This window comes from Magnetospirillum sp. 15-1 (assembly GCF_900184795.1).
Taxonomy (GTDB): Bacteria; Pseudomonadota; Alphaproteobacteria; order Rhodospirillales; family Magnetospirillaceae; genus Phaeospirillum.
The window spans coordinates 106,003-124,980 of sequence record NZ_FXXN01000015.1 but is presented as its reverse complement, the minus strand read 5'-3'; the positions used below and the strand labels follow the sequence as shown (position 1 = coordinate 124,980).

Below are 18,978 nucleotides of genomic sequence, written 5' to 3'. Positions count from 1 at the left end.
GCACCCGGGGGACAGAGCGCCGCGGATGGCGCGGCGCTCTGTCCCCCGGGTGCCGGTCAAGACGCCCGAGCAGCAGGCGGTGCTAATGCTTCATCGTGCCCGCAAGATGCTGGTGGGCCAGCGCACCATGCTCGCCAATGCGGTGCGCTGGCCCACCAGCATCTTGCGGGCACGATGAAGCATTAGCACCGCCTGCTGCTCGGGCGTCTTGACCGGCACCCGGGGGACAGAGCGCCGCGCCATCGCTTCGCAAATGGCAGCGGCGTCATTGGCGTCGTTCTTGCGGCCGCGCTTGACGTACGGCTTCACATAGGCCGGCGGGACCAGTACCACCTCGTGGCCCAGCGCCCCGATCTCCCGCGCCCAGTAATGGGCCGAGGCGCACGCCTCCATCCCCACCAGGCACGGCGACAGCTTGGTGAAAAAGCCGAGAACCTGGCCGCGCTTCAACTGACGGCACAAAACCGCTTCTTCATCCGCATTCACCCCGTGCAGCGCAAACGCGCCCTTCGACAGGTCGATCGCAATCCTGATAATCTCGCTCATGGGCGGCCCCCTCTTTGTGGCGTCTCAGAAACGACCACGTTAGGGCACTTCGATGCCGGTGAGCAGGGGCCGTCCACACCATCATCCGTGTCTTGTGATGCTGTCTCGGCCCCCAGGCGCAGGCAGGGGCAAACAAAAGGGGCGGGTCCTGGTGGGCCCGCCCCTTGTCCGTTCGGCCTGCTGCCGGGTCTACTTCTTCTTGCCCTCAGCCAGCGGCAGGGCGATGTAGCGCAGTTGCTGGGGGTTCTCGACCCTGAGCAGCAGCGACTTGGTCCCCGCCCGGCGGCCTTCGTCGATCAGCTTGCCGAGATCGGCCGGCGAGCGCACCGGCTTGTGGTCGGCCTCGATGATCAGGTCGCCGGGGCGCATGCCCTTATCGGCGGCCGGGCTGTCGGGTTTGACCTCGGTGACGACGATGCCCTTGGACTCGTCCTCGATGCCGAAGCGCTCGCGCAGCTGGGGGGTCAGCGACGAGACGGTCAGGCCGGCGCCGGGAATGGTCAGCACACCGTCCTTGCCCGCCTGGGCCTTGGGGGTCTCGGGCTTGCCCTTGACCTGCTGCTCGGCCGGGTCCTCGGGCATCTCGCCCACGGTGGCGTTGACGGTCTGGCGGCGGCCGTCGCGCCAGATGACCAGTTCCACCTTCTTGCCGATGGGAGTGGAGGCCACGTAGCGGGGCAGGCGGCGCATCTCGGTGATGTCCTTGCCGTCGAACTTCAGCACCACGTCGCCGTCCTTGAGGCCGGCCTTCAGGCCGGGGCCGGCGGGGTCGACCTTGGCCACCAGGGCGCCTTTCTGGTCGGGCAGGCCGATATTCTCGGCCATGTCGGTATCCAGCGACTGGATGCGGATGCCCAGCCAGCCGCGCCGCACCTTGCCGAACTTACGAAGGTCGTCCAGCACCGGCACCGCCAGCGAGGCCGGCACGGCGAAGCCGATGCCGATGGAGCCGCCCGAGGGCGAAATGATGGCCGAGTTGATGCCGATCACCTCGCCCCGCATGTTGAACATGGGGCCGCCGGAATTGCCGCGGTTGATGGCGGCGTCGGTCTGCAGGAAGTCGTCGTAGGGGCCGGCGTTGATGTCGCGGGCCCGGGCCGAGACGATACCCGCCGTGACGGTGCCGCCGAAGCCGAAGGGATTGCCGATGGCCAGCACCCAGTCGCCGACGCGGGCCTCGTCCGAATTGCCGAACGGCACCGGGACGAGGGGCTTCTTGCCGGGCTCGATCTTCAGCAGGGCCAGATCGACCTTGGGGTCGCGGCCCACCAGGGTGGCCTGGAACACCGTGTCGTCGTGCAGCTTGACGCTGATCTCGTCGGCGTCGGCGATCACGTGATTGTTGGTGACGATGTAGCCGGCGGCGTCGATGATAAAGCCCGAGCCCAGCGAGGTGGCCTTGCGGGACGGGGCGTCGGGGCGGCCGCCGCCGTTCTGGCGCTCCATGAATTCCTTGAAGAATTCCTCCAGCGGCGAGCCCGGCGGGAATTGCGGCATCTCGGGGACGCCCTGGGGGGTCTTCAGCGTCTGGGTGGTCGAGATGTTGACCACGGCGGGCAGCAGCCGTTCCGCCAGATCGGCGAAGCTGTTGGGGGGCGTTCCGGCGCGGGCCATGCCGGGGACCAGCAGGGCGATGACCGCCAGGGCGCCGATCAGCCGGCGCGCGGCGGCAAGGGATTGGTCACGTCGTGCGATGAACACTGGAGAAGATCCTCCGGATGGACTTCGTCCCCATCGCGGTGGGGACGATATGGATATTATCTGCGCCAGACCGGCTGGCAAGCGGCAGACATGGTGATCGTCAACTATGGCGTGATAATGGCCGAACGCATCAGCCACACGCCGCCCAGGCCGAGGATCGCCATGAACAGCCCGACGCCGCGCAGCAGGTCGGGCGGCATGGCGAGGACACGGGCCATCATGCGCTTCATGGCCTCGGGGAAGGCCGCCCAGGCGAGGCCCTCGATGACGAGGACCAGCGCCAGGGCGGTCATCAGGTCGGTCATTGACCCCGGCGGCCCGGACCGTTGCCGAACGCCTTCAGGAACTCGTTGTCCGGCGACAGCACCAGGGTGGTGCTGCCGTCGCCCAACGCGGCCCGATAGGCCTGCAGCGAGCGGTACAGGGTAAAGAACTGCGGGTCCTTGCCGAAGGCCTCGGCGAAGATGCGGTTGGCTTCGGCGTCGCCCTGGCCGCGCTCGATCTGGGCCTGGCGCTGGGCCTCGGCCAGCAGCACGGTACGTTCGCGGTCGGCGCGGGCGCGGATCTGCTGACTCCACTCGTAGCCCTGGGCGCGGGCCTCCTTGGCCTGGCGCTCGCGCTCGGACTTCATGCGGTCGTAGATGGACTGGCTGGTCTCTTCCGGCAGGTCGGCGCGGCGCAGCCGCACATCCACCACCTGAATGCCCAGTTCGCGGAGCGACCGCTCGGCCACCTCCTGCTGAATCTGCTCCATGATGCGGGCGCGTTCATCCGACAGGATGGAGGGCAGCATCACCTGACCCATTACCCGGCGCATGGCCGACGAGACGATCTGGGTCATCTGGGCGCGGGCCTGTACCTCGGTGCGCACCGCCTGATAGAACTTCAGCGGGTCGGCGATGCGGTAGCGGGTGAAGGTGTCGACCACGATGCGCTTCTGGTCGCCCAGGATGATCTGCTCGTCCGGCGGATCGAGGGCGAGGAGGCGCAGGTCATAGCGGACCACGTCCTCGATGAAGGGAATCTTGGCGTGCAGGCCGGGCTCCTTGATGGTGGCGCGGTGGGCGCCGAAGCGCAGCACCAGCGCCTGCTCGGCCTGATTGACGATGAACAGGGACGACGACCCCACGATCAGGGCGATCACGGCGGCGATGGCGGAAATCAGCATGGAGCGGCTCATTTGGCGCCTCCCGCCTGCTTCTTCAGTTCAGGCAGCGGCAGATAGGGCACCAGTCCCTTGGCCGAGGGATCGATGATCACCTTGGTGGCTCCCTTCAGGATTTCCTCCATGGTTTCGATATAGAGACGCCGCGCGGTGACGTCCTCGGCCTGCTTGTAAGAGCCGTAGAGCGCCAGGAAGCGCTTGGCGTCGCCCTGAGCCAGATCCACCACCTGCTCGCGGTAGGCCTGGGCCTCCTGGGTCAGGCGCTCGGCCTCGCCGCGCGCCCTGGGAATGATGTCGTTGCGATAGGCCTCGGCCTCGTTGCGGGCGCGCTCCTGGTCGGCGCGGGCGCGCTGCACGTCGTTGAAGGCGTCGATGACCGCAGCGGGCGGATCGACCTTCTGCAACTGGACCTGCTGGATATGAATGCCGGCGCCATAGGCGTCGAGCAGGCGCTGCAGCTCTTCCTGGGTCTGGATGGCGATCAGCTCGCGCTTGTCCGACAGCGCCGCCTGGATGGGATTGCGGCCGATTACCTCGCGGAGCGCGCTTTCGGCCGCCACCTTGACGGTCAGTTCGGGATCGCGCACGGCGAACAGGTACTTGCCGGCGTCCTTGATGCGCCAGAACACCGCCGCCTCGGCCTCGACGATGTTCTCGTCGCCGGTCAGCATACGGCTCTCGTCGGTGGCCCGTCCGCCGCCGCGCAGGTCGCTGCCGATGCGCGAGCCCAGCAGCAACTGGTTGACCTTGGTCACCTTGGGCAGCAGCACCGTCTCGATGGGATAGGGCAGGCGGTAGTGCAGCCCCGGCTCGGTGGTATCCACCCATTTGCCGAAGCGCATGACCACGCCCTGTTCGTCGGGGCTGACCTTATAGATGCCGGAAAAAGCCCAAACCGCCACCGCCAGCGCCGCCACGGCGATGATGCCGCGGGTGCCGTTCAGGCCGCCGGGACCGCCGGGCATGGCGCGCCGCAGCTTTTCCTGGCCCTTGCGAATGAAGTCCTCGATGTCGGGTCCGCCGCCGCCGAAGCCGCCGCCGTTACCGCCGCCGCCCGGACGGTTACCGCCGCCGTTGCCCCACGGGCCACCGCCGCCGCCACCACCACCGCCCCACGGGCCGCCGCCGCCACGAGGATTCCAAGCCATGAATCGTCCCTTCGTCGATGTCTCGGTCGCGCCGGCGCAATCCGCCCACGTCCCCCGGAACATAGGGCAGGATTCCGCCTCGCGCAACGCGACGCCGTTCACATTACCGGTTTTCAATATTGGCAATGGCCCGGAATCGGCTTTGCAAACGGCGTCGGGCGACCTATATGAGAAGACGCTTGTGCGTTTTGACGGCGCATACCCAACTAATTTAGTGTGTCTTTACAGCGAAGAGGACAGCATGGCCGAGGTCACCGAACAGCAGATCATCGCGGCGCTGAGCCGGATCAACGATCCCGACCGCAAGGCGGACATCGTCAGCCTCGGCATGGTGTCGGGCCTGACGGTGAAGAACGGCCACGTGGCCTTCGCCATCGAGGTCGATGCCAGCCGCGGCCCCCACCTGGAGCCGCTGCGCAAGGCCGCCGAGAAGGCGGTTCACGATCTGCCGGGCGTGCTGTCGGTGTCGGCGGTGCTGACTGCCGAGCGCAATACCCAGGGCGGCCCCAAGGGCGGACACGGCCACGGCCATGGCGGCGGCCATCAGGCGGAAAAGCCGCTGCTGCCCCAGGTCAAGGCCATCGTCGCCATCGCCTCGGGCAAGGGCGGCGTCGGCAAGTCGACCACGGCGACCAACATCGCCATGGCGCTGTCGCGCATGGGGCTCAAGGTCGGATTGTTCGACGCCGACATCTTCGGGCCTTCCATGCCGCGCATGCTGGGCATCACCGGCGAGCCGGTCAGCCCCGACGGCCAGACCATGATGCCCATGGAGAATTACGGCGTTAAGTGCATGTCCATGGGCTTCCTGGTCCCCGAGGACTCGCCGATCATCTGGCGCGGCCCCATGGTGATGGGCGCGCTGGAGCAATTGCTGCGCGACGTCCATTGGGGCGAGTTGGACGTGATGATCATCGACATGCCGCCGGGCACCGGCGACACCCAGCTGACCATGACCCAGCGCGTGCCGTTGACCGGCGCGGTGATCGTTTCCACGCCCCAGGACATCGCCCTGCTGGACGCCACCAAGGGCCTCAACATGTTCCGCAAGGTGGATGTGCCGGTGCTCGGCATCATCGAGAACATGAGCTATTACATCTGCCCGAAATGCGGCGACGAGGCTCACATCTTCGGCCACGGCGGCGCCAAGATGGAAGCGGCCCGCCTGTCGGCCGATTTCCTGGGTGAAATTCCACTGGATATCAGCATCCGCCAGACCGCCGACGCGGGCGAGCCCATCGTGATGTCCAAGCCCAACTCTCCGCACGCCAAGGCCTACATGGATATCGCCGCCAAGATCTGGGACAAGGTCCAGGTGCTGCAGAGCAGCCGCAAGGGCCCGCGTATCGTGATGGAATAGGGGGCTTCCCTTTTATAGCGTCATGCCCGGCCTTGTGCCGGGCATCCACGCCCCTGGGTCAAGGCAGGTGCAATTGGCTGCGCCCCCAGGCCGAGAAGATTGCGACGGCGGTGCCGGTCAATAGGCCAGCGAGAAACGAGTAGAGCCGGTCTAACCGTTTCTGCCTCATTTCATCAAGGTAAAGCCCTCCCTTCGCTTTGATAAATACCTTCTCATCTGCGAATTTCATGCCCCCAGAAGATACAATGCCTTGGTAGTGGATTTCTCCATTTCCATCTGGCGGTTGAGACCACATGTGCAGTGTGATCGCCAAAAATAGCTCACGCATCTCCTCCGCTCCGGGAGGTGGTGGCGTTGTGACCGAAATGCCGACATAGCCCTCCTCAATCAGGAGTGCCAGCGGATATTGGTCCAAGTGGTTCCCATAGAACGGGCGAGCAAGCCTAAGTGCCTCGTCGAGCGGCAATTCGGCCGACTTGGCAATGGTCCTTAGAATACGGCGAGTCTTGCCATCCATAGCGCACGGCTCCGGGGCTATTTCACGTCAAGATTGTCGCTGGTGTAAGGCACGGGCACAATGTCGGGATGCATGGTGGATGGACTTACATTTTGACCAACCGGCCAAATGGGACGCTCTATGTCGGCGTGACCAGCGATCTTCCTCGCCGAATCTGGGAGCATCGCGAGGGGGTGGTTGACGGTTTTACCAAGCGATATGGCCTGAAGCGGTTGGTATACGTCGAGAGGTACGAGGATATTCGGACCGCGATTCAGCGGGAGAAAAATTTGAAGCATTGGCCCCGAGCGTGGAAAGTGCGGCTTATTTTGGATTTGAACCCATCTTGGGCTGACCTCTACGACCTGCTGGCGTGACCGCGTGGATGGCCGGGACAAGCCCGGCCATGACGGTTATGGGATTTTCTCATCCGCCACTCACCCCTCGGCCGCCGGCCTTGGGTGGGCCAGGTCGCACATGACGCCCGGTCCGTTGACCAGCGAGAAGCCGGCCTTGATCACCTGGGTGATCAGCGGGCGGCGGCGAATACCCCAGACATAGCAGGCCATGCCCGACTTGTGGGCTGTGTCGCGGAAGCGCTCCATGCGCTCCAGCAATTCCACGTCCCCCACCTTCTCCTCCGGCGTCAGTTGGGCCAGATCGATGCCGATGGCCTTCACCCCCTTCAGCGCCTTGACCATGCCCGGCGCCGACAGGGGCAGGCGGGCCATCAAGGTGCAGTCCAGCTTTTCCAGCGGCTGGAACAGGCGGTTGATCACATGGGGGGGAATGGCGGGCGACAGGCCGAATATCTCGATCTTCAGATGCTTGCGCAGCGCCTGGGCCGGGCAGCTTTCGAACGGAATGCGGATGCAGTCGCGCCAGCGCGGCGCCAGACTCATCCAGTGGAACGGCACGGTCAGCCCGACCTTGTGCCGGCCGTAGAACAGATCCTTCAATTCGTGGGCCGCCTGGGTGGCGACGAAGCGGTCCATGGTCAGCGACTCGATGGGAGCGGCGCCGGCATAGGCATAGGCGCCCTCCAGGGGTGGGGCTCCCTCCTTGTCGACGCGGATGACCTTGGCATGGAAGGCGCCCACCGCCCGCCTGGTGGCCACCCAGGTGGGAGTCCACACCAGGGTCAGGCTGGATTCCGGCAACAGATGATGGCCCGAGGCCAGCACGGCCTCCGCCTGGAGTTCCAGTTGCTCTTCCAGCCAGTCGGCACCCTTGCCCTGGCGTGCCGCCACAGTCATCACCTCGCGCGGGGCGTCGGCGCCCGACAGGGTGCGGCCTTCCATGCGCAGCACGTCACGCGGCGCGTCGGCGCCGTTGAGGCCCCGGCCCTCCATGGACAAGGTGGCGCGCGGCGCGTCGGCGCCGTTGAGGCTCCGGCCCTCCATGGACAAGGTGGCGCGCGGCGCGTCGGCGCCGTGAAGGCCCAGGCCCTCCATGGACAAGGTAGTGCGGGGCGCGTCGGCGCCGCCCGCGCCACCGCCCTCGATTCGGAAGGCTGGCAGCGGCTGGTCGCTGGCCCGCCGCTTCGCAGGCTCCTCGGTTATCCATTGGGGGACGCGGGATTCGTCGATGCGATACGGCCTGTCGCCGCCGCTGATGGCGAAGGCGGCGCCCTTGGCGGGCTTGGCATTCAGCCGGGCCGCGTCGTCGGGCGACAGCATGGCGGCCAGGGTGGCGCGGTGGGGCGCCGACAGGCCGGATTGGGCGGGCAGGGCGGCGCCCGCCTTGGCGACGGCCTTGCGGATGGCCTCGTGGTCCAGGGTTCCTTCCTCGGTCACCGCGTCGCGCGCCGGCATGTTGGCCGCCACTACCTGGGGGCGGCGTCCGTCGATCAGCGCGTCGCCGAACAGATAGGTGGAGAGATCGGCGGCGATGGCGGCCACCCGCGTCCGGCTTTCCTGGCGGGTCGCCGCCGGCATGGCCAGGCAGGCGATCTCGGCGTCCAGGCGGGTGATCACGTCCTTGGACAGGTCCACGTGGCGGCGGATGATGGCGTCGCCGGCCACTTCGAGCAGGCCGCTCAGCCTGGTCCACTTGGACCCCACCGCCTGGCGGAAATCGGACAGGGAGAAGACGTGGAGGCGATGATCCTCGTCCTTGGCGCCATCCGAGGCTTGGAGCAGGGCCTGGGCGAAACTGTCGGGGTCGAGGAAGCCGGTTTGCGGCCGTTGCGGCTGGGGGGCGTGGGCGCGGGCCGCGAGGGCGGCGGCGCCGGTCCGTTCCCCCGGTGTCCGCCTGAACCGTTCCCTGATGCCAGCCCAAAGGCTTGCAAGGCCCATCGCATTTACCCCAACGCTCATACGTAGAATTCCATAATTGCAGATGGCCTGTCCAGTGAGGCCCTTCAACCCTGGCGACGGCGAGGGGTGGGCTATGGCCCCCCCTGGGACAATATGGTATGGCAGGGGACCGGCGGGCGCTCCAAACGGGGGCGCCCCGGTGTTTGTGGAGAGGATGGCATGCGTTCGCTTTTCGCCGCGTCGGTGCTGGCGCTATTGCTGTGGTCCGGTCTGGCGTTTCCCGCCTCGGCGCAGGGAGTGGGACCGGAAGCGGTCATCCGCACCTTCAGCGACCGCCTGCTCGAATCCATGAAGGGTGGCGCCAAGCTGGGCTTCAAGGGCCGCGCCGAGAAGATGCGCCCGGCGGTGGCCGACGCCTACGACATGGCTTCCATGACCCGCAGCACGCTGGGCACCGCCGCCGCCAAGCTGACGCCGGAAGACGCGGCCAGGCTGGCCCAGGCGTATTCCGACTTTTCGGTCGCCACCTACGCCGCCCAGTTCAACGAATGGAACGGCGAGCGCTTCGATGTGGGCGACCAGCGTCCCTCCACCGGCGGGACGGTGATCGTTCCCTCGTGGCTGGTGCCCAAAAGCGGCGATCCCACCGAGATCGACTATGTGATGCGTCAGGACCAGGGGCAGTGGCGCATCGTCGACGTGCTGTTCGAGGGCACGGTCAGTCAGGTGGCGGTGCGGCGCTCGGAATTCGGCTCCATCTTCCGTTCCAAGGGCATTGCCGGGCTGATCGAAACCATCGAGAAGCAGGCGGCGGGCCTGGATAAGTAGCGATATGATCACCGTCTGGCAGGGGGTGTCCCTGGTTCTGGTCGCGCTTGCCGTGGCCGGGTGCCTGTTCCAGGTGGCCTCGGCCCTGCTGGTTCACCGCTTCCAACGGGCCCCCAAGCCCGCCGCCACCGCCCGGCCGCCCATCTCGGTGATGAAGCCCTTGTGCGGTGCCGAGCCCGGCATGGCGGAGAACCTCGAATCCTGCCTGCGCCAGGACTATCCCGAATTCCAGATGGTGTTCGGGGTGGCCGATGCCGCCGATCCGGCCCTGACGGTGGTGGATGGCCTGCCCCGCGACCTGCCGGGCGTAACGATCGACACGGTGGCCGATGGGACCCGCCACGGCCTCAACCTCAAGGTCGGCAATCTGCTCAATATGTGGCCCAAGGTCCGTCACGACCTGATCGCCATCGCCGACAGCGACATCCGCGTCGGCCCCCGCTACCTGGACGATCTGGCGGCACCCTTCGCCGATCCCAAGGTGGGCGTGGTGACCTGCCTCTACGTGGGCCGGCCGGTGCCCGGCCTGTGGAGCCGGCTCGGCGCCCTGGGCATCAACCACGGCTTTCTGCCCGGCGCGGTGCTGGCCCGCGCCATCGGCCGCAAGGACGGCTGCTTCGGCGCCACCATGGCGGTGCGGCGCGAGGTGCTGGAGAAGGGCGGCGGCTTGCAGTCCCTGTCGCAGGTGCTGGCCGACGATTGGGTGCTGGGCCGTATCGCCCGCGACCAGGGGCTGGAAATAGCGCTTTCGGCCCGTCCGGTGGACATCACCGTGCACGAGCCCGATCTGAAAACTTTGCTCGATCACGAGATTCGTTGGGGCCGGACCATTGCGGCGGTGGACCGGGCTTCCTACATGGCGTCGGTGATCACCCAGCCAGTGGCTCTGGCTGTTCTGGCGGTGCTGGCGGGCGGAGGATGGCTTCCGTCGCTGGCGGCGCTGGCGCTGGCGGCGCTTTGCCGGTTGTGGGCGGTCCGGGTGGAGGAGCGGGCGCTGGGGCTTCCCCGGGGCGGCCTCGGCCTGCTGGCGGTGAGGGAAATTCTGTCGTTCGTCGTCTATGTTGTCGCATGTAGCGGACGGACTGTGGTATGGCGTGGCCGGCAATTTGCCGTCCGTGCCGACGGCACACTTGATCAGGTTGAAGGCAGTCAGACATGAAGAAGTCGCTTTTCCTCAATCCGCCCTCGTTCGACGGTTATGACGGCGGGGCCGGCGCCCGTTTCCAGGCGAAGCGCGAGATCAAGTCCAACTGGTACCCCACCTGGCTGGCCCAACCCGCCGCCATGGTGCCCGAGTCCAAGCTGGTGGATGCCCCCGCCTCGGGCAAGACCCTGGACGATTGCCTGAAGCTGGCCAAGGATTACGAGCTGCTGGTGATCTATGCCGGGGCCGCCACCTACGCCTCCGAGTGCAAGGTGGCCGAGGCCTTCAAGGCCGCCAACCCCGCCATCATGATCGGCATGGTCGGTGCCCATGTGGCCACCGTGCCCGAGGAATCGCTGCTGGCCTCCGAGGCCATCGACTTCGTGGCGCGCCACGAATTCGACTACACCATCGTCGAGGTGGCCGAGGGCAAGCCTTTCGCCGAGATCGACGGCCTGACCTTCCGCGGTCCCGACGGCAAGCCGGTCCACACCAAGGACCGCGCCCTGATCCACGACATGGACGCGCTGCCCTTCGTCGGCCCGGTCTATCGCCGCGATCTCAATCCCGATGATTACTTCATCGGCTATATCCGTCATCCCTACATGGCCTTCTACACCGGCCGCGGCTGCAAGTCGAAGTGCAGCTTCTGCCTGTGGCCGCAGACCATCGGCGGCCGCGTCTACCGCGCGCGCAGCGCCAAGAGCGTCATCGAGGAGGTGACCCTGGCCCGCAAGATGTTCCCCGAGGTCCGTGAATTCTTCTTCGACGACGACACCTTCACCGACGACCTGGAGCGGGTCGAGGAAATCGCCAGGGGCATCGGCCATCTGGGCGTGCCGTGGTCGTGCAACGCCAAGGCCAACATTCCGCGCAAGACCCTGGAAGTGCTCAAGGCCAACGGCCTGCGCGTCCTGGTGGTCGGCTACGAATCCGGCGTGCAGGAAATCCTCAACAATATCCGCAAGGGCCTGCGCATCGACATCATCAAGCGCTTCTCCCAGGATTGCCATGAACTGGGCATCGTGGTGCACGGCACCTTCATCCTGGGCCTGCCGGGCGAGACCCGGGAAACCATCAAGCAGACCCTGGCCTTCGCCAAGGAGGTCAATCCGCGCACCCTGCAGGTCTCCATGGCGGCGCCCTATCCCGGCACCGAACTGTACGAGCAGGCCATCGCCAACGGCTGGTTCAAGAAGGACAAGGACCTCCTGATGAAGGAGACGGGCGGCGGTGGCTATCAGGTTGCGGCGCTGTCGTATCCCGATCTCACCAGCGAGGAAATCTTCAAGGGCGTGGCCGACTTCTACAAGGCCTTCTACTTCCGCCCCGGCAAGATCGGCGAGATCGTCTGGGAGATGCTGCAGGACTGGGACATGATGAAGCGCCGCCTGCGCGAAGGCGTCGAGTTCTTCCAGTTCCTGCGCACCCGCGACAAGCCGATGGAATGCTGATCGGGCCTTAAGGACCGATTCTTTATACGTCATGGCCGGGCTTGACCCGGCCGTCCACGTTGCTGGTTGCGGTCTCCCGAGGCTGGCGGCATGATTTTTCCATGCAGGGCGGGTGGATATACATCATGCCAAACCGGCCCAATGGCACGCTTTACGTCGGCGTGACCAGCGATCTGGTGCGTCGGGCATGGGAACACCGGGAAGGCGTCGCGGACGGCTTCACCAAGCGGTACGACTTGAAACGGCTGGTGTATGCCGAGCGCCACGAGGATATCCGGACAGCCATTCAGCGTGAGAAGAACCTCAAGCACTGGCCCAGAGCGTGGAAGGTCAGGCTGATTCTGGCAGGCAATCCCAATTGGGACGATCTTTACGAGCGGCTGGCTTGGAGTTTTTCGCATTTAAGCTGAATCGGAAAGTCGAAGAACTCTTAAGCCCGAGCGGCGCTTGAGCCGCTGAAAAAGCTTTTTCGTATAGACGATAGAGGTAGGGGGGCTTCAGCCCCCTTTTTTTGCGCGCAGCTTGTCCCAGTATTCCAGGCGCTTCCTGATTTCCCGTTCGAAGCCGCGTTCCACCGGGCGGTAGAAGCGAGCGCGCTCCATGCCGTCGGGGAAGTAGTTCTGGCCCGAGAACCCGTCCGGGTCGTCGTGGTCGTACTGGTAGCCCTTGGAATAGCCCAGGTCCTTCATCATCCGGGTGGGCGCGTTGAGGATGTGCATGGGCGGCGCCAGTGAGCCGGTGCCCTTGGCCGCCTTGCGTGCCGCCTTATAGGCCATGTAGGCGGCGTTGGACTTGGGCGCCGTGCCCAGATAGATCACCAGTTGGGCCAGGGCCAGCTCACCCTCGGGCGAGCCCAGGCGCTCGAAGACGTCCCAGGCGGCGATGGCCTGGGTGACGGCGCCGGGGTCGGCCAGCCCGATATCCTCCACCGCGAAACGGGTCAGGCGCCGCGCGATGAACAGCGGGTCCTCGCCCCCTTCCAGCATACGGGCCATCCAGTACAGCGCCGCGTCGGTGTCCGAGCCGCGCAGACTCTTATGCAGCGCGCTGATCAGGTTGTAATGGCCTTCGCGATCCTTGTCGTAGGCCGGCGCCCGGCGCTGCACCGCCTGCGCCAGCCCGGCGGAATCCAGCATCGGTTCGGGCGGCAGGGCGGCCAGATCCTCGGCCAGATTGAGCAGATAGCGGCCGTCGCCGTCGGCCATGGCGCGCATGGCGGCGCGGGCGTCGGCGTCGAGCGGCAGGGGGTGGCCCAGCACCTCCTCGGCGCGGGCCAGCAGCAGGTCCAGGGCACCGTCGTCCAGGCGGTGCAGCACCAGCACCTGACAGCGCGACAGCAGCGCCCCGTTCAGTTCGAAGGACGGATTTTCCGTGGTGGCGCCCACCAGCACCACCGTGCCGTTCTCCACATAGGGCAGGAAACCGTCCTGCTGCGCCCGGTTGAAGCGGTGGATTTCGTCCACGAACAGCAAAGTCGACCGACCGGTCTGCTTACGCTTTTCGGCGGCGTCGAACACCTTGCGCAGATCGGCGACGCCGGAGAACACGGCGGACAGCGGTTCGAAGTAGAGGCCCACCCGCTCGGCCAGCAGCCGGGCGATGGTGGTCTTGCCGCAGCCGGGCGGTCCCCACAGGATCACCGAGGCCAGCCGCCCCGCCGCCAGCATGCGGCCCAGCGGCGCCGTGGCGGCCAGCAGATGGCTTTGTCCCACCACCTCTTCCAGGGTCTTCGGGCGCAGCTGTTCCGCCAGGGGCCGATCGCCGGAAGTCGGGGCCGCCGGGTTGTCGAACAGGCCGGTCATCCGCCGAGGACCAGACTCATCACTTCGCCGTTGCGCTTGATGGTGATGGCCCAGCGGGGCGATTCGACCTCCAGCAGCTTGCGGGCCTCGGCGACGCTGGTCACCGGGCGGTCATTGACCTTGAGCAGCATGTCGCCGGGCTGCACCCCCAGGCGGTTGGCCACCGAGCCGCGCTTGATGGCGAAGACCATCACGCCGGTCAGGCTGGAATTCATGCCCAGATCCTCGGCCAGGGCCGGGTTGAGATTGACCAGGGTGGCGCCGTTGAAGGGATTGCGGCCGGCAATCTCGGTCTTGTCGCGCGGCGGCGTCTCGGGCGGTGCCACCAGCCGGACGGTGACGGTCTTCTCCGCCCCGTTGCGCAGCACGGTCAGGCGGGCGTCGCCGCCGATGGGCAGGGTGGCGAGGCGGAAGCGCAGGCCTTCCGGGTCGTCCACCTCGCGGCCCTCCACCGCCACGATGACGTCGCCGTCGACCAGCCCGCCGCGGGCGGCGGGGGATTCGCCGTGGATGTGGTTGACCAGCACGCCGATGGGCCGGGGCAGCTTCAGCGCCTGGGCCAGGTCGGCGGTCACCGCCTGGCCGCTGGCACCCAGCCAGGGTCGCACCACCTTGCCGCCCTTGGTGATTGAGGCGACCACTTGCTTGACCAGGGCGGTGGGAATGGCGAAGCCGATGCCGTTGGAGCCGCCGTCCTTGGAATAGATGGCGCTGTTGATGCCGATCAGCCGGCCCTGTAAATCCACCAGGGCGCCGCCGGAATTGCCGGGATTGATGGCGGCGTCGGTCTGGATGAAGCTCTGCACGTCGGACACGCCCACATTGGTGCGCGCCAGGGCCGAGACGATGCCCTGGGTCACCGTCTGGCCGACGCCGAACGGATTGCCCACGGCCAGCACCACGTCACCCACCTCGATGGCGTCGGAATCGCCCAGGATCAGGGTGGGAAAGGTCTCCCGGCCGCCCTCGATCTTGAGGACCGCCAGATCGGTGCGTTCGTCGGAGCCGACGATGCGGGCCTCGAACTCGCGGCGGTCGGACAGCACCACGGTGACCTCGTCGGCGTCCTTGATCACGTGGTGGTTGGTCACCACCGTGCCGTCGGCGGCGATCAGCACGCCCGAGCCCAGCGAGCGCTGCACCCGGTCCTGGCTCATGCCCGGCACGTCGCCGAAGAAGCGGCGGAAGAACGGGTCGGCGAACAGCGGCGAGGCGGCGGCGCGCACCACCCGCTTGGTGTAGATGTTGACCACGGCGGGCGCCACCTGACGGGACACCGGCGCGAAGGTGAGCTTCACCTGCTCGCGCGAGGTGGGAACCACCTGGGTCTGGGCCTGGACGGCGGGAACAAGGAGCACCAGGGAAAGGGCGGCGGCAAGGCACTTGAGGAACGTGGTCATGGGAGCCCGCTGAGCAGAAGAAACGGTCCCCCTATATAAGGTCATTCCCCGCGAATGCGCTACCGCCAGTCCAGGGGATAGCTGACCAGCCCGTCGGCCAGCTTGGGCTCGAACCAGGTGGATTTGGGCGGCATCACCTGATTGGAATCGGCCACCGCCACCAGATCCTCCATCTGGGTCGGGAACAGGGCGAAGGCGGCCGCCATCTCGCCCGAATCCACCCGGCGCTCCAACTCGCCCAGGCCGCGCTTGCCGCCGACGAAGTCGATGCGCTTGTCCTTGCGCAGATCGGTGATGCCCAGCACCGGTCCCAGCAGGCGATCGGACAGGAGACTGACGTCGAGGCGCGCCACCGGATCGGCGGGCGGCGGGTTCTTCAGGCCCAGCCGGTACCACCGGCCCTTGAGATACAGGCCGAACTGGCGGGCATGGGCGGGACGGGCCTGCTCCGGTACCGGCTCCAGCGTGAACTCGGCCTCCAGCGCCCCGAGGAAAGCCTCGGGCGACAGGCCGTTCAGGTCGGCGACCACCCGGTTATAGTCGAAGATCTTCATCTCGTTGATGGGGAAGGTCACCACCAGGAAGCTCTCATAGGCCTCCTCGCCGCTGGCGCAGCACTTTCTCTCCCGCCGCACCATGGCGACGCGGGACGCGGCGGCCGAGCGGTGATGGCCGTCGGCGATGTAGACCGCCTTCATGGAATCGAACGATTTGGTGACCGCCTTGATCCGGGACTCGTCGTCCATCACCCACAATGTGTGCTCGATCCCGTCGGCGGCGGTGACGCAATAGGCCGGCGCGCCGGCGGTGACGGCCTGGATGGCGGCGGCGATCTCCGGCGTGTCGCGGTGGGCCAGCAGCACCGGTCCGGTCTGGGCGTCGCAGGCGTCGATCTGGCGGACGCGGTCGTCCTCCTTGTCGGGGCGGGTGAATTCGTGCTTGCGGATGCGGTTGGCGTCATAGGCCGCCACCGAGCCGCCGCCGACGATACCGGTCTGCACGTGTTCGCCCATCTTCAGGCGATAGACGTAGAAGCAGGGCCTGGCATCCCGGACCAGCACGCCGGCCGTCACCATGGCCTTCAGGTTTTCCGCCGCCTTGGCGTAGACGGAAGGGGAGTAGGCATCGGTGCCGGGGGGCAGGTCGATCTCCGGCTTGGAGACGTGCAGGAAGGAGTGGGGCTTGCCCGCCGCCATCTCGCGGGCCTCGTCGGACGACAGCACATCGTAGGGCGGCGCCGCCACCTGGGGCGCCGAGGCGGGCGTGGGGCGCAGACCGGGGAACGGACGGAGCAGCGGAACGGACACTTGGGGCCTCCCTTGAACGTCTTCCTTCTTCCGGTTTATCCCTCCGCCGGGCATCCGCCAAGGGCTTCCTGCTTGCCAATCCGCGCTGCGGTGCAGTAAACGGGACCGTTTTTCCCTTTCCCGCAAGGACCCGCCATGATCAATGTTCTGACCCTGATCGCCGGACATGGCGGAGAGGGGCTTGATTCCTCGCTGGTGTTCGAGGTGCGCGGTGCGCTGCGGGCGCTGGGCGCCGAAGTGGGCCATGCCCGCTGGCTGGCGCCCGAGCATGCCTGCGATCTGGATTTTTCCGAGCTTGACCCGCGCGAGGCCGATCAGGTGGCGGCGCGCATCCTGGAAGGCTGGAATGTGGACGTGGTCGCCCAGAAGGCCGAGGGGCGCCGCAAGAAGCTGCTGGTCGCCGACATGGATTCCACCATGGTCACCGGCGAGACCCTGGACGAGCTGGCCGACTTCGCCGGGCTCAAGGACCACATCGCCCGCATCACCGCGCGGGCCATGAACGGCGAGATCGGTTTCGAGGCCGCGCTGCGCGAACGGGTCGGCTTGCTCAAGGACCTGCCGGCCGAGTGCCTGCAGAAGACCTGGGAGCGCATCGAGTTCACTCCCGGCGCCCACAAGCTGGTGCGTACCATGACCAGGCACGGCGCCTATGCCGTGCTGGTGTCGGGCGGCTTCAAGTTCTTTACCTCCAAGGTCCGCGACGCCTGCGGCTTTCACCGCGACATCGCCAACGAACTGATCGTCGAGAATGATCGACTGACCGGTCAGGTGGGTGACACCATCATCGGCCGCGAGGCCAAGCTGGCGACGCTCAACGCCGTCTCGGCGGAGCTGGGGATCGATCCCTATCTGGCGGTGTCGGTGGGCGACGGCGCCAACGACCTGGACATGCTGCGCGCCGCCGGGCTGGGCGTCGCCTTCCACGCCAAGCCGGTGGTGGCCGCCGAGGCCCGGGTGCGCGTCGACCACGGCGATCTGGTCACCCTGCTCTACGCCCAGGGCTATTCCGACGCCGAGATGGTGGAATAGGGCAGCCGGTCGGGGTCGGCCAGCAGGTAGACCCCGCCGATGCGGCCCTGGGAGCAGCCGAGGGTGATCACCCAGCGGATTTGCTCCTGGGCCTCGCCGATCAGGGCGGGCAGGCCGTTGATTTCGGCGATGCGGAAGGCGAAGTCGGCGGGCTGGAACTTGCGGCGCACGCCGAGCAGGAAGCGGGCGATGCGGTCCGGGCCCAGGATGGGGTTGCGGGCCGATTTGACCTTGCCGCCGCCGTCGCTGATCAGCCGGGATTCGGTGCCCAGCAGGGCCACCAGGGCGGCATAGTCGCGCTGGTCGCAGGCGGTGGCGAAGCGGCGGGCCAGGGTGGCGGTCTGGGCCGCATCCCAATCGTAGCGCGGCATGCCTTTGAGCGCGGCGCGGGCCCGGCTCATGATCTGGCGGCAGGTGGCGACGCTCTTGCCCAGGATGTCGGCGATGTCGGCGAAGTCCAGATCCATGGCCTCGCGCAGGACATAGACCGCCCGCTGGTCGGGGGTCAGGCGCTCGAGCAGCAGCAACAGCCCGGTGGACAGATCGGCCTCGCCCGGCTCCACCGCCTCGACCCAGGGGTCGGGCAGCCATTGGGCGCCGAGGCGGGCCTGCCGCTTGTCCTTGCGCAGGCGGTCGAGCGCCAGCCGGGTGACCTGGGTGGTCAGGAAGGCGGCGGGCTCGTCCACCCCTTCCGCCACCCGGCACCATTTCAGCCAGGCATCCTGCACCACGTCGTCGGCGTCGGCATTGCTGCCCAGCAGGCGGTAGGCCAGCAGCCGCAGACGCGGCCGCTGGGCCAGGAAGTGCAGCAAGGCGGGGCTTTGGCCCTCAGCCATGGGCCGCCGGTCCCACCGCGTAGGCCGAGATGCCCACCCGGTTCCAGGCGTTGATCACCGCGATGATCATGGTCAGCTCGGCGATATAGGTCTCGGCATGGTGGCGGCGCAGTTCGGCCAGCAGTTCGGGCACCTTGTCCTCCTGTTGCCGGGTCAGGGCCTCGGCCCAGGCGAAGGCGGCCTTTTCCCCGGCGTTGAACAGGGGCGAGGCGGACCATTCGGCCACCGCCCGCAACTGCTCTTCCGTCACGCCGTCGCGCAGGCCCCAGTCGCGGTGGAGGTTCTGGCAGAAGTGGCAGTTGTTGAGTTGCGAGACCCGGAGGTCGATCAGATGCTTGAAACCGGCCCCCAGGCTGGACCCGGCCAGGGTCTCGGAGACGGCATAGAGGCCCTGGTAGGCCTTGGGCGCCAGGGCGCTGACATCGAAACGCGTGCTCATGAAGGCGATCCTTATCCGATGAGATACGCCTTGATGACGCGCCGGCCCACGGGAACGTGACA

At 66.9% G+C, this 18,978-nt stretch carries 18 protein-coding genes and 1 pseudogene; 7 read left to right on the top strand and 12 right to left on the bottom strand.

All coding sequences use genetic code 11. The features are described from left to right. Positions 1-120 precede the first annotated feature (120 nt). From CP958_RS02830 to hflK, 5 genes and pseudogenes are all read right to left on the bottom strand, one after another. Positions 121-546: pseudogene (locus tag CP958_RS02830) on the bottom strand (IS110 family transposase); the annotation flags it as partial. A 189-nt stretch (positions 547-735) separates the two neighbouring features. Next, complete coding sequence (locus tag CP958_RS02825; protein ID WP_096700499.1) at positions 736-2,247, bottom strand: DegQ family serine endoprotease; 1,512 nt, start codon at positions 2,245-2,247, stop codon at positions 736-738. A gap of 104 nt (positions 2,248-2,351) precedes the next feature. Then, the gene (locus tag CP958_RS02820) at positions 2,352-2,552 is read right to left on the bottom strand and encodes a DUF2065 domain-containing protein (protein ID WP_096700498.1); all 201 of its coding nucleotides are present in this window, start codon (positions 2,550-2,552) and stop codon (positions 2,352-2,354) included. Then, positions 2,549-3,427: a protease modulator HflC gene (gene hflC, locus CP958_RS02815; protein ID WP_096700497.1), complete on the bottom strand. Its 879-nt coding sequence runs from the start codon at positions 3,425-3,427 to the stop codon at positions 2,549-2,551. Before hflC ends, CP958_RS02820 begins: the two co-directional genes overlap by 4 nt. Continuing rightward, positions 3,424-4,560 (bottom strand): FtsH protease activity modulator HflK, encoded by a 1,137-nt coding sequence (gene hflK / locus CP958_RS02810; protein ID WP_096700496.1) that lies wholly within the window; start codon positions 4,558-4,560, stop codon positions 3,424-3,426. Before hflK ends, hflC begins: the two co-directional genes overlap by 4 nt. A 241-nt stretch (positions 4,561-4,801) precedes the next feature. Here hflK and CP958_RS02805 point away from each other — a divergent pair, with 241 nt between their 5' ends. Next, on the top strand, positions 4,802-5,920 hold the full coding sequence (locus tag CP958_RS02805; RefSeq protein WP_096700495.1) for an Mrp/NBP35 family ATP-binding protein: 1,119 nt from the start codon (positions 4,802-4,804) through the stop codon (positions 5,918-5,920). Positions 5,921-5,978: 58 nt separating this feature from the next. Here the strand turns inward: CP958_RS02805 and CP958_RS02800 are convergent, their stop codons facing one another. Further along, a complete protein-coding gene (locus tag CP958_RS02800) occupies positions 5,979-6,437 on the bottom strand; it encodes a hypothetical protein (protein WP_096700494.1) in 459 nt (152 codons plus the stop codon). A gap of 68 nt (positions 6,438-6,505) precedes the next feature. Here CP958_RS02800 and CP958_RS02795 point away from each other — a divergent pair, with 68 nt between their 5' ends. After that, positions 6,506-6,793 carry a GIY-YIG nuclease family protein gene (locus CP958_RS02795; RefSeq protein ID WP_096700493.1) on the top strand — a complete coding sequence of 96 codons (288 nt, stop codon included), beginning with the start codon at positions 6,506-6,508 and terminating at the stop codon, positions 6,791-6,793. A gap of 60 nt (positions 6,794-6,853) precedes the next feature. Here the strand turns inward: CP958_RS02795 and CP958_RS02790 are convergent, their stop codons facing one another. Further along, a complete protein-coding gene (locus CP958_RS02790; RefSeq protein WP_096700492.1) occupies positions 6,854-8,713 on the bottom strand; it encodes a hypothetical protein in 1,860 nt (619 codons plus the stop codon). 180 nt (positions 8,714-8,893) lie between these two features. On the opposite strand from CP958_RS02790, the gene CP958_RS02785 reads away from it, so the two are divergent. The 4 genes from CP958_RS02785 to CP958_RS02770 all read left to right on the top strand — a co-directional run bounded on the left by CP958_RS02785 (position 8,894) and on the right by CP958_RS02770 (position 12,510). Continuing rightward, positions 8,894-9,502 (top strand): HpnM family protein, encoded by a 609-nt coding sequence (locus CP958_RS02785; protein WP_096700491.1) that lies wholly within the window; start codon positions 8,894-8,896, stop codon positions 9,500-9,502. A gap of 4 nt (positions 9,503-9,506) precedes the next feature. After that, positions 9,507-10,661: a bacteriohopanetetrol glucosamine biosynthesis glycosyltransferase HpnI gene (hpnI, locus tag CP958_RS02780; RefSeq protein WP_096700490.1), complete on the top strand. Its 1,155-nt coding sequence runs from the start codon at positions 9,507-9,509 to the stop codon at positions 10,659-10,661. Further along, complete coding sequence (gene hpnJ, locus CP958_RS02775) at positions 10,658-12,100, top strand: hopanoid biosynthesis associated radical SAM protein HpnJ (RefSeq protein WP_096700489.1); 1,443 nt, start codon at positions 10,658-10,660, stop codon at positions 12,098-12,100. Before hpnI ends, hpnJ begins: the two co-directional genes overlap by 4 nt. Positions 12,101-12,201: 101 nt before the next feature. Further along, positions 12,202-12,510 carry a GIY-YIG nuclease family protein gene (locus tag CP958_RS02770; protein ID WP_096700488.1) on the top strand — a complete coding sequence of 103 codons (309 nt, stop codon included), beginning with the start codon at positions 12,202-12,204 and terminating at the stop codon, positions 12,508-12,510. A gap of 87 nt (positions 12,511-12,597) precedes the next feature. Here CP958_RS02770 and CP958_RS02765 read toward each other — a convergent pair whose 3' ends face one another. Genes CP958_RS02765 through CP958_RS02755 form a run of 3 tightly spaced genes read right to left on the bottom strand, consistent with a single transcriptional unit; the run spans position 12,598 to position 16,609 of the window. Continuing rightward, positions 12,598-13,902, bottom strand: coding sequence for a replication-associated recombination protein A (locus tag CP958_RS02765; RefSeq protein ID WP_096700487.1), 1,305 nt, complete (start codon positions 13,900-13,902; stop codon positions 12,598-12,600). Next, positions 13,899-15,302, bottom strand: coding sequence for a DegQ family serine endoprotease (locus CP958_RS02760; protein WP_197706338.1), 1,404 nt, complete (start codon positions 15,300-15,302; stop codon positions 13,899-13,901). Before CP958_RS02760 ends, CP958_RS02765 begins: the two co-directional genes overlap by 4 nt. A 59-nt stretch (positions 15,303-15,361) precedes the next feature. After that, positions 15,362-16,609, bottom strand: coding sequence for a DUF1015 domain-containing protein (locus tag CP958_RS02755; RefSeq protein ID WP_096700485.1), 1,248 nt, complete (start codon positions 16,607-16,609; stop codon positions 15,362-15,364). Between the two features lie 135 nt (positions 16,610-16,744). Between CP958_RS02755 and serB the strand changes: the two genes are divergently transcribed. After that, complete coding sequence (serB, locus tag CP958_RS02750) at positions 16,745-17,641, top strand: phosphoserine phosphatase SerB (RefSeq protein ID WP_096700484.1); 897 nt, start codon at positions 16,745-16,747, stop codon at positions 17,639-17,641. Here serB and CP958_RS02745 read toward each other — a convergent pair. Together CP958_RS02745 and CP958_RS02740 are read right to left on the bottom strand one after the other, a co-directional pair. Continuing rightward, entirely contained in the window at positions 17,614-18,477 is an 864-nt protein-coding gene (locus CP958_RS02745; RefSeq protein WP_096700483.1) for a sigma-70 family RNA polymerase sigma factor, read from the bottom strand. The genes serB and CP958_RS02745 overlap by 28 nt on opposite strands. Next, positions 18,470-18,916, bottom strand: a complete 447-nt coding sequence (locus tag CP958_RS02740; protein WP_096700482.1) for a carboxymuconolactone decarboxylase family protein — start codon at positions 18,914-18,916, stop codon at positions 18,470-18,472. Before CP958_RS02740 ends, CP958_RS02745 begins: the two co-directional genes overlap by 8 nt. Positions 18,917-18,978: the final 62 nt, after the last annotated feature.

Bases quoted from the DNA above. Each gene is read 5' to 3' on its own strand.
- CP958_RS02820 (WP_096700498.1), bottom strand. From the start codon at position 2,552: ATGACCGACCTGATGACCGCCCTGGCGCTGGTCCTCGTCATCGAGGGC.
- hflC (WP_096700497.1), bottom strand. From the start codon at position 3,427: ATGAGCCGCTCCATGCTGATTTCCGCCATCGCCGCCGTGATCGCCCTG.
- hflK (WP_096700496.1), bottom strand. From the start codon at position 4,560: ATGGCTTGGAATCCTCGTGGCGGCGGCGGCCCGTGGGGCGGTGGTGGT.
- CP958_RS02805 (WP_096700495.1), top strand. From the start codon at position 4,802: ATGGCCGAGGTCACCGAACAGCAGATCATCGCGGCGCTGAGCCGGATC.
- CP958_RS02800 (WP_096700494.1), bottom strand. From the start codon at position 6,437: ATGGATGGCAAGACTCGCCGTATTCTAAGGACCATTGCCAAGTCGGCC.
- CP958_RS02795 (WP_096700493.1), top strand. From the start codon at position 6,506: ATGCATGGTGGATGGACTTACATTTTGACCAACCGGCCAAATGGGACG.
- CP958_RS02790 (WP_096700492.1), bottom strand. From the start codon at position 8,713: ATGGGCCTTGCAAGCCTTTGGGCTGGCATCAGGGAACGGTTCAGGCGG.
- CP958_RS02785 (WP_096700491.1), top strand. From the start codon at position 8,894: ATGCGTTCGCTTTTCGCCGCGTCGGTGCTGGCGCTATTGCTGTGGTCC.
- hpnI (WP_096700490.1), top strand. From the start codon at position 9,507: ATGATCACCGTCTGGCAGGGGGTGTCCCTGGTTCTGGTCGCGCTTGCC.
- hpnJ (WP_096700489.1), top strand. From the start codon at position 10,658: ATGAAGAAGTCGCTTTTCCTCAATCCGCCCTCGTTCGACGGTTATGAC.
- CP958_RS02770 (WP_096700488.1), top strand. From the start codon at position 12,202: ATGCAGGGCGGGTGGATATACATCATGCCAAACCGGCCCAATGGCACG.
- CP958_RS02765 (WP_096700487.1), bottom strand. From the start codon at position 13,902: ATGACCGGCCTGTTCGACAACCCGGCGGCCCCGACTTCCGGCGATCGG.
- CP958_RS02760 (WP_197706338.1), bottom strand. From the start codon at position 15,302: ATGACCACGTTCCTCAAGTGCCTTGCCGCCGCCCTTTCCCTGGTGCTC.
- serB (WP_096700484.1), top strand. From the start codon at position 16,745: ATGATCAATGTTCTGACCCTGATCGCCGGACATGGCGGAGAGGGGCTT.
- CP958_RS02745 (WP_096700483.1), bottom strand. From the start codon at position 18,477: ATGGCTGAGGGCCAAAGCCCCGCCTTGCTGCACTTCCTGGCCCAGCGG.
- CP958_RS02740 (WP_096700482.1), bottom strand. From the start codon at position 18,916: ATGAGCACGCGTTTCGATGTCAGCGCCCTGGCGCCCAAGGCCTACCAG.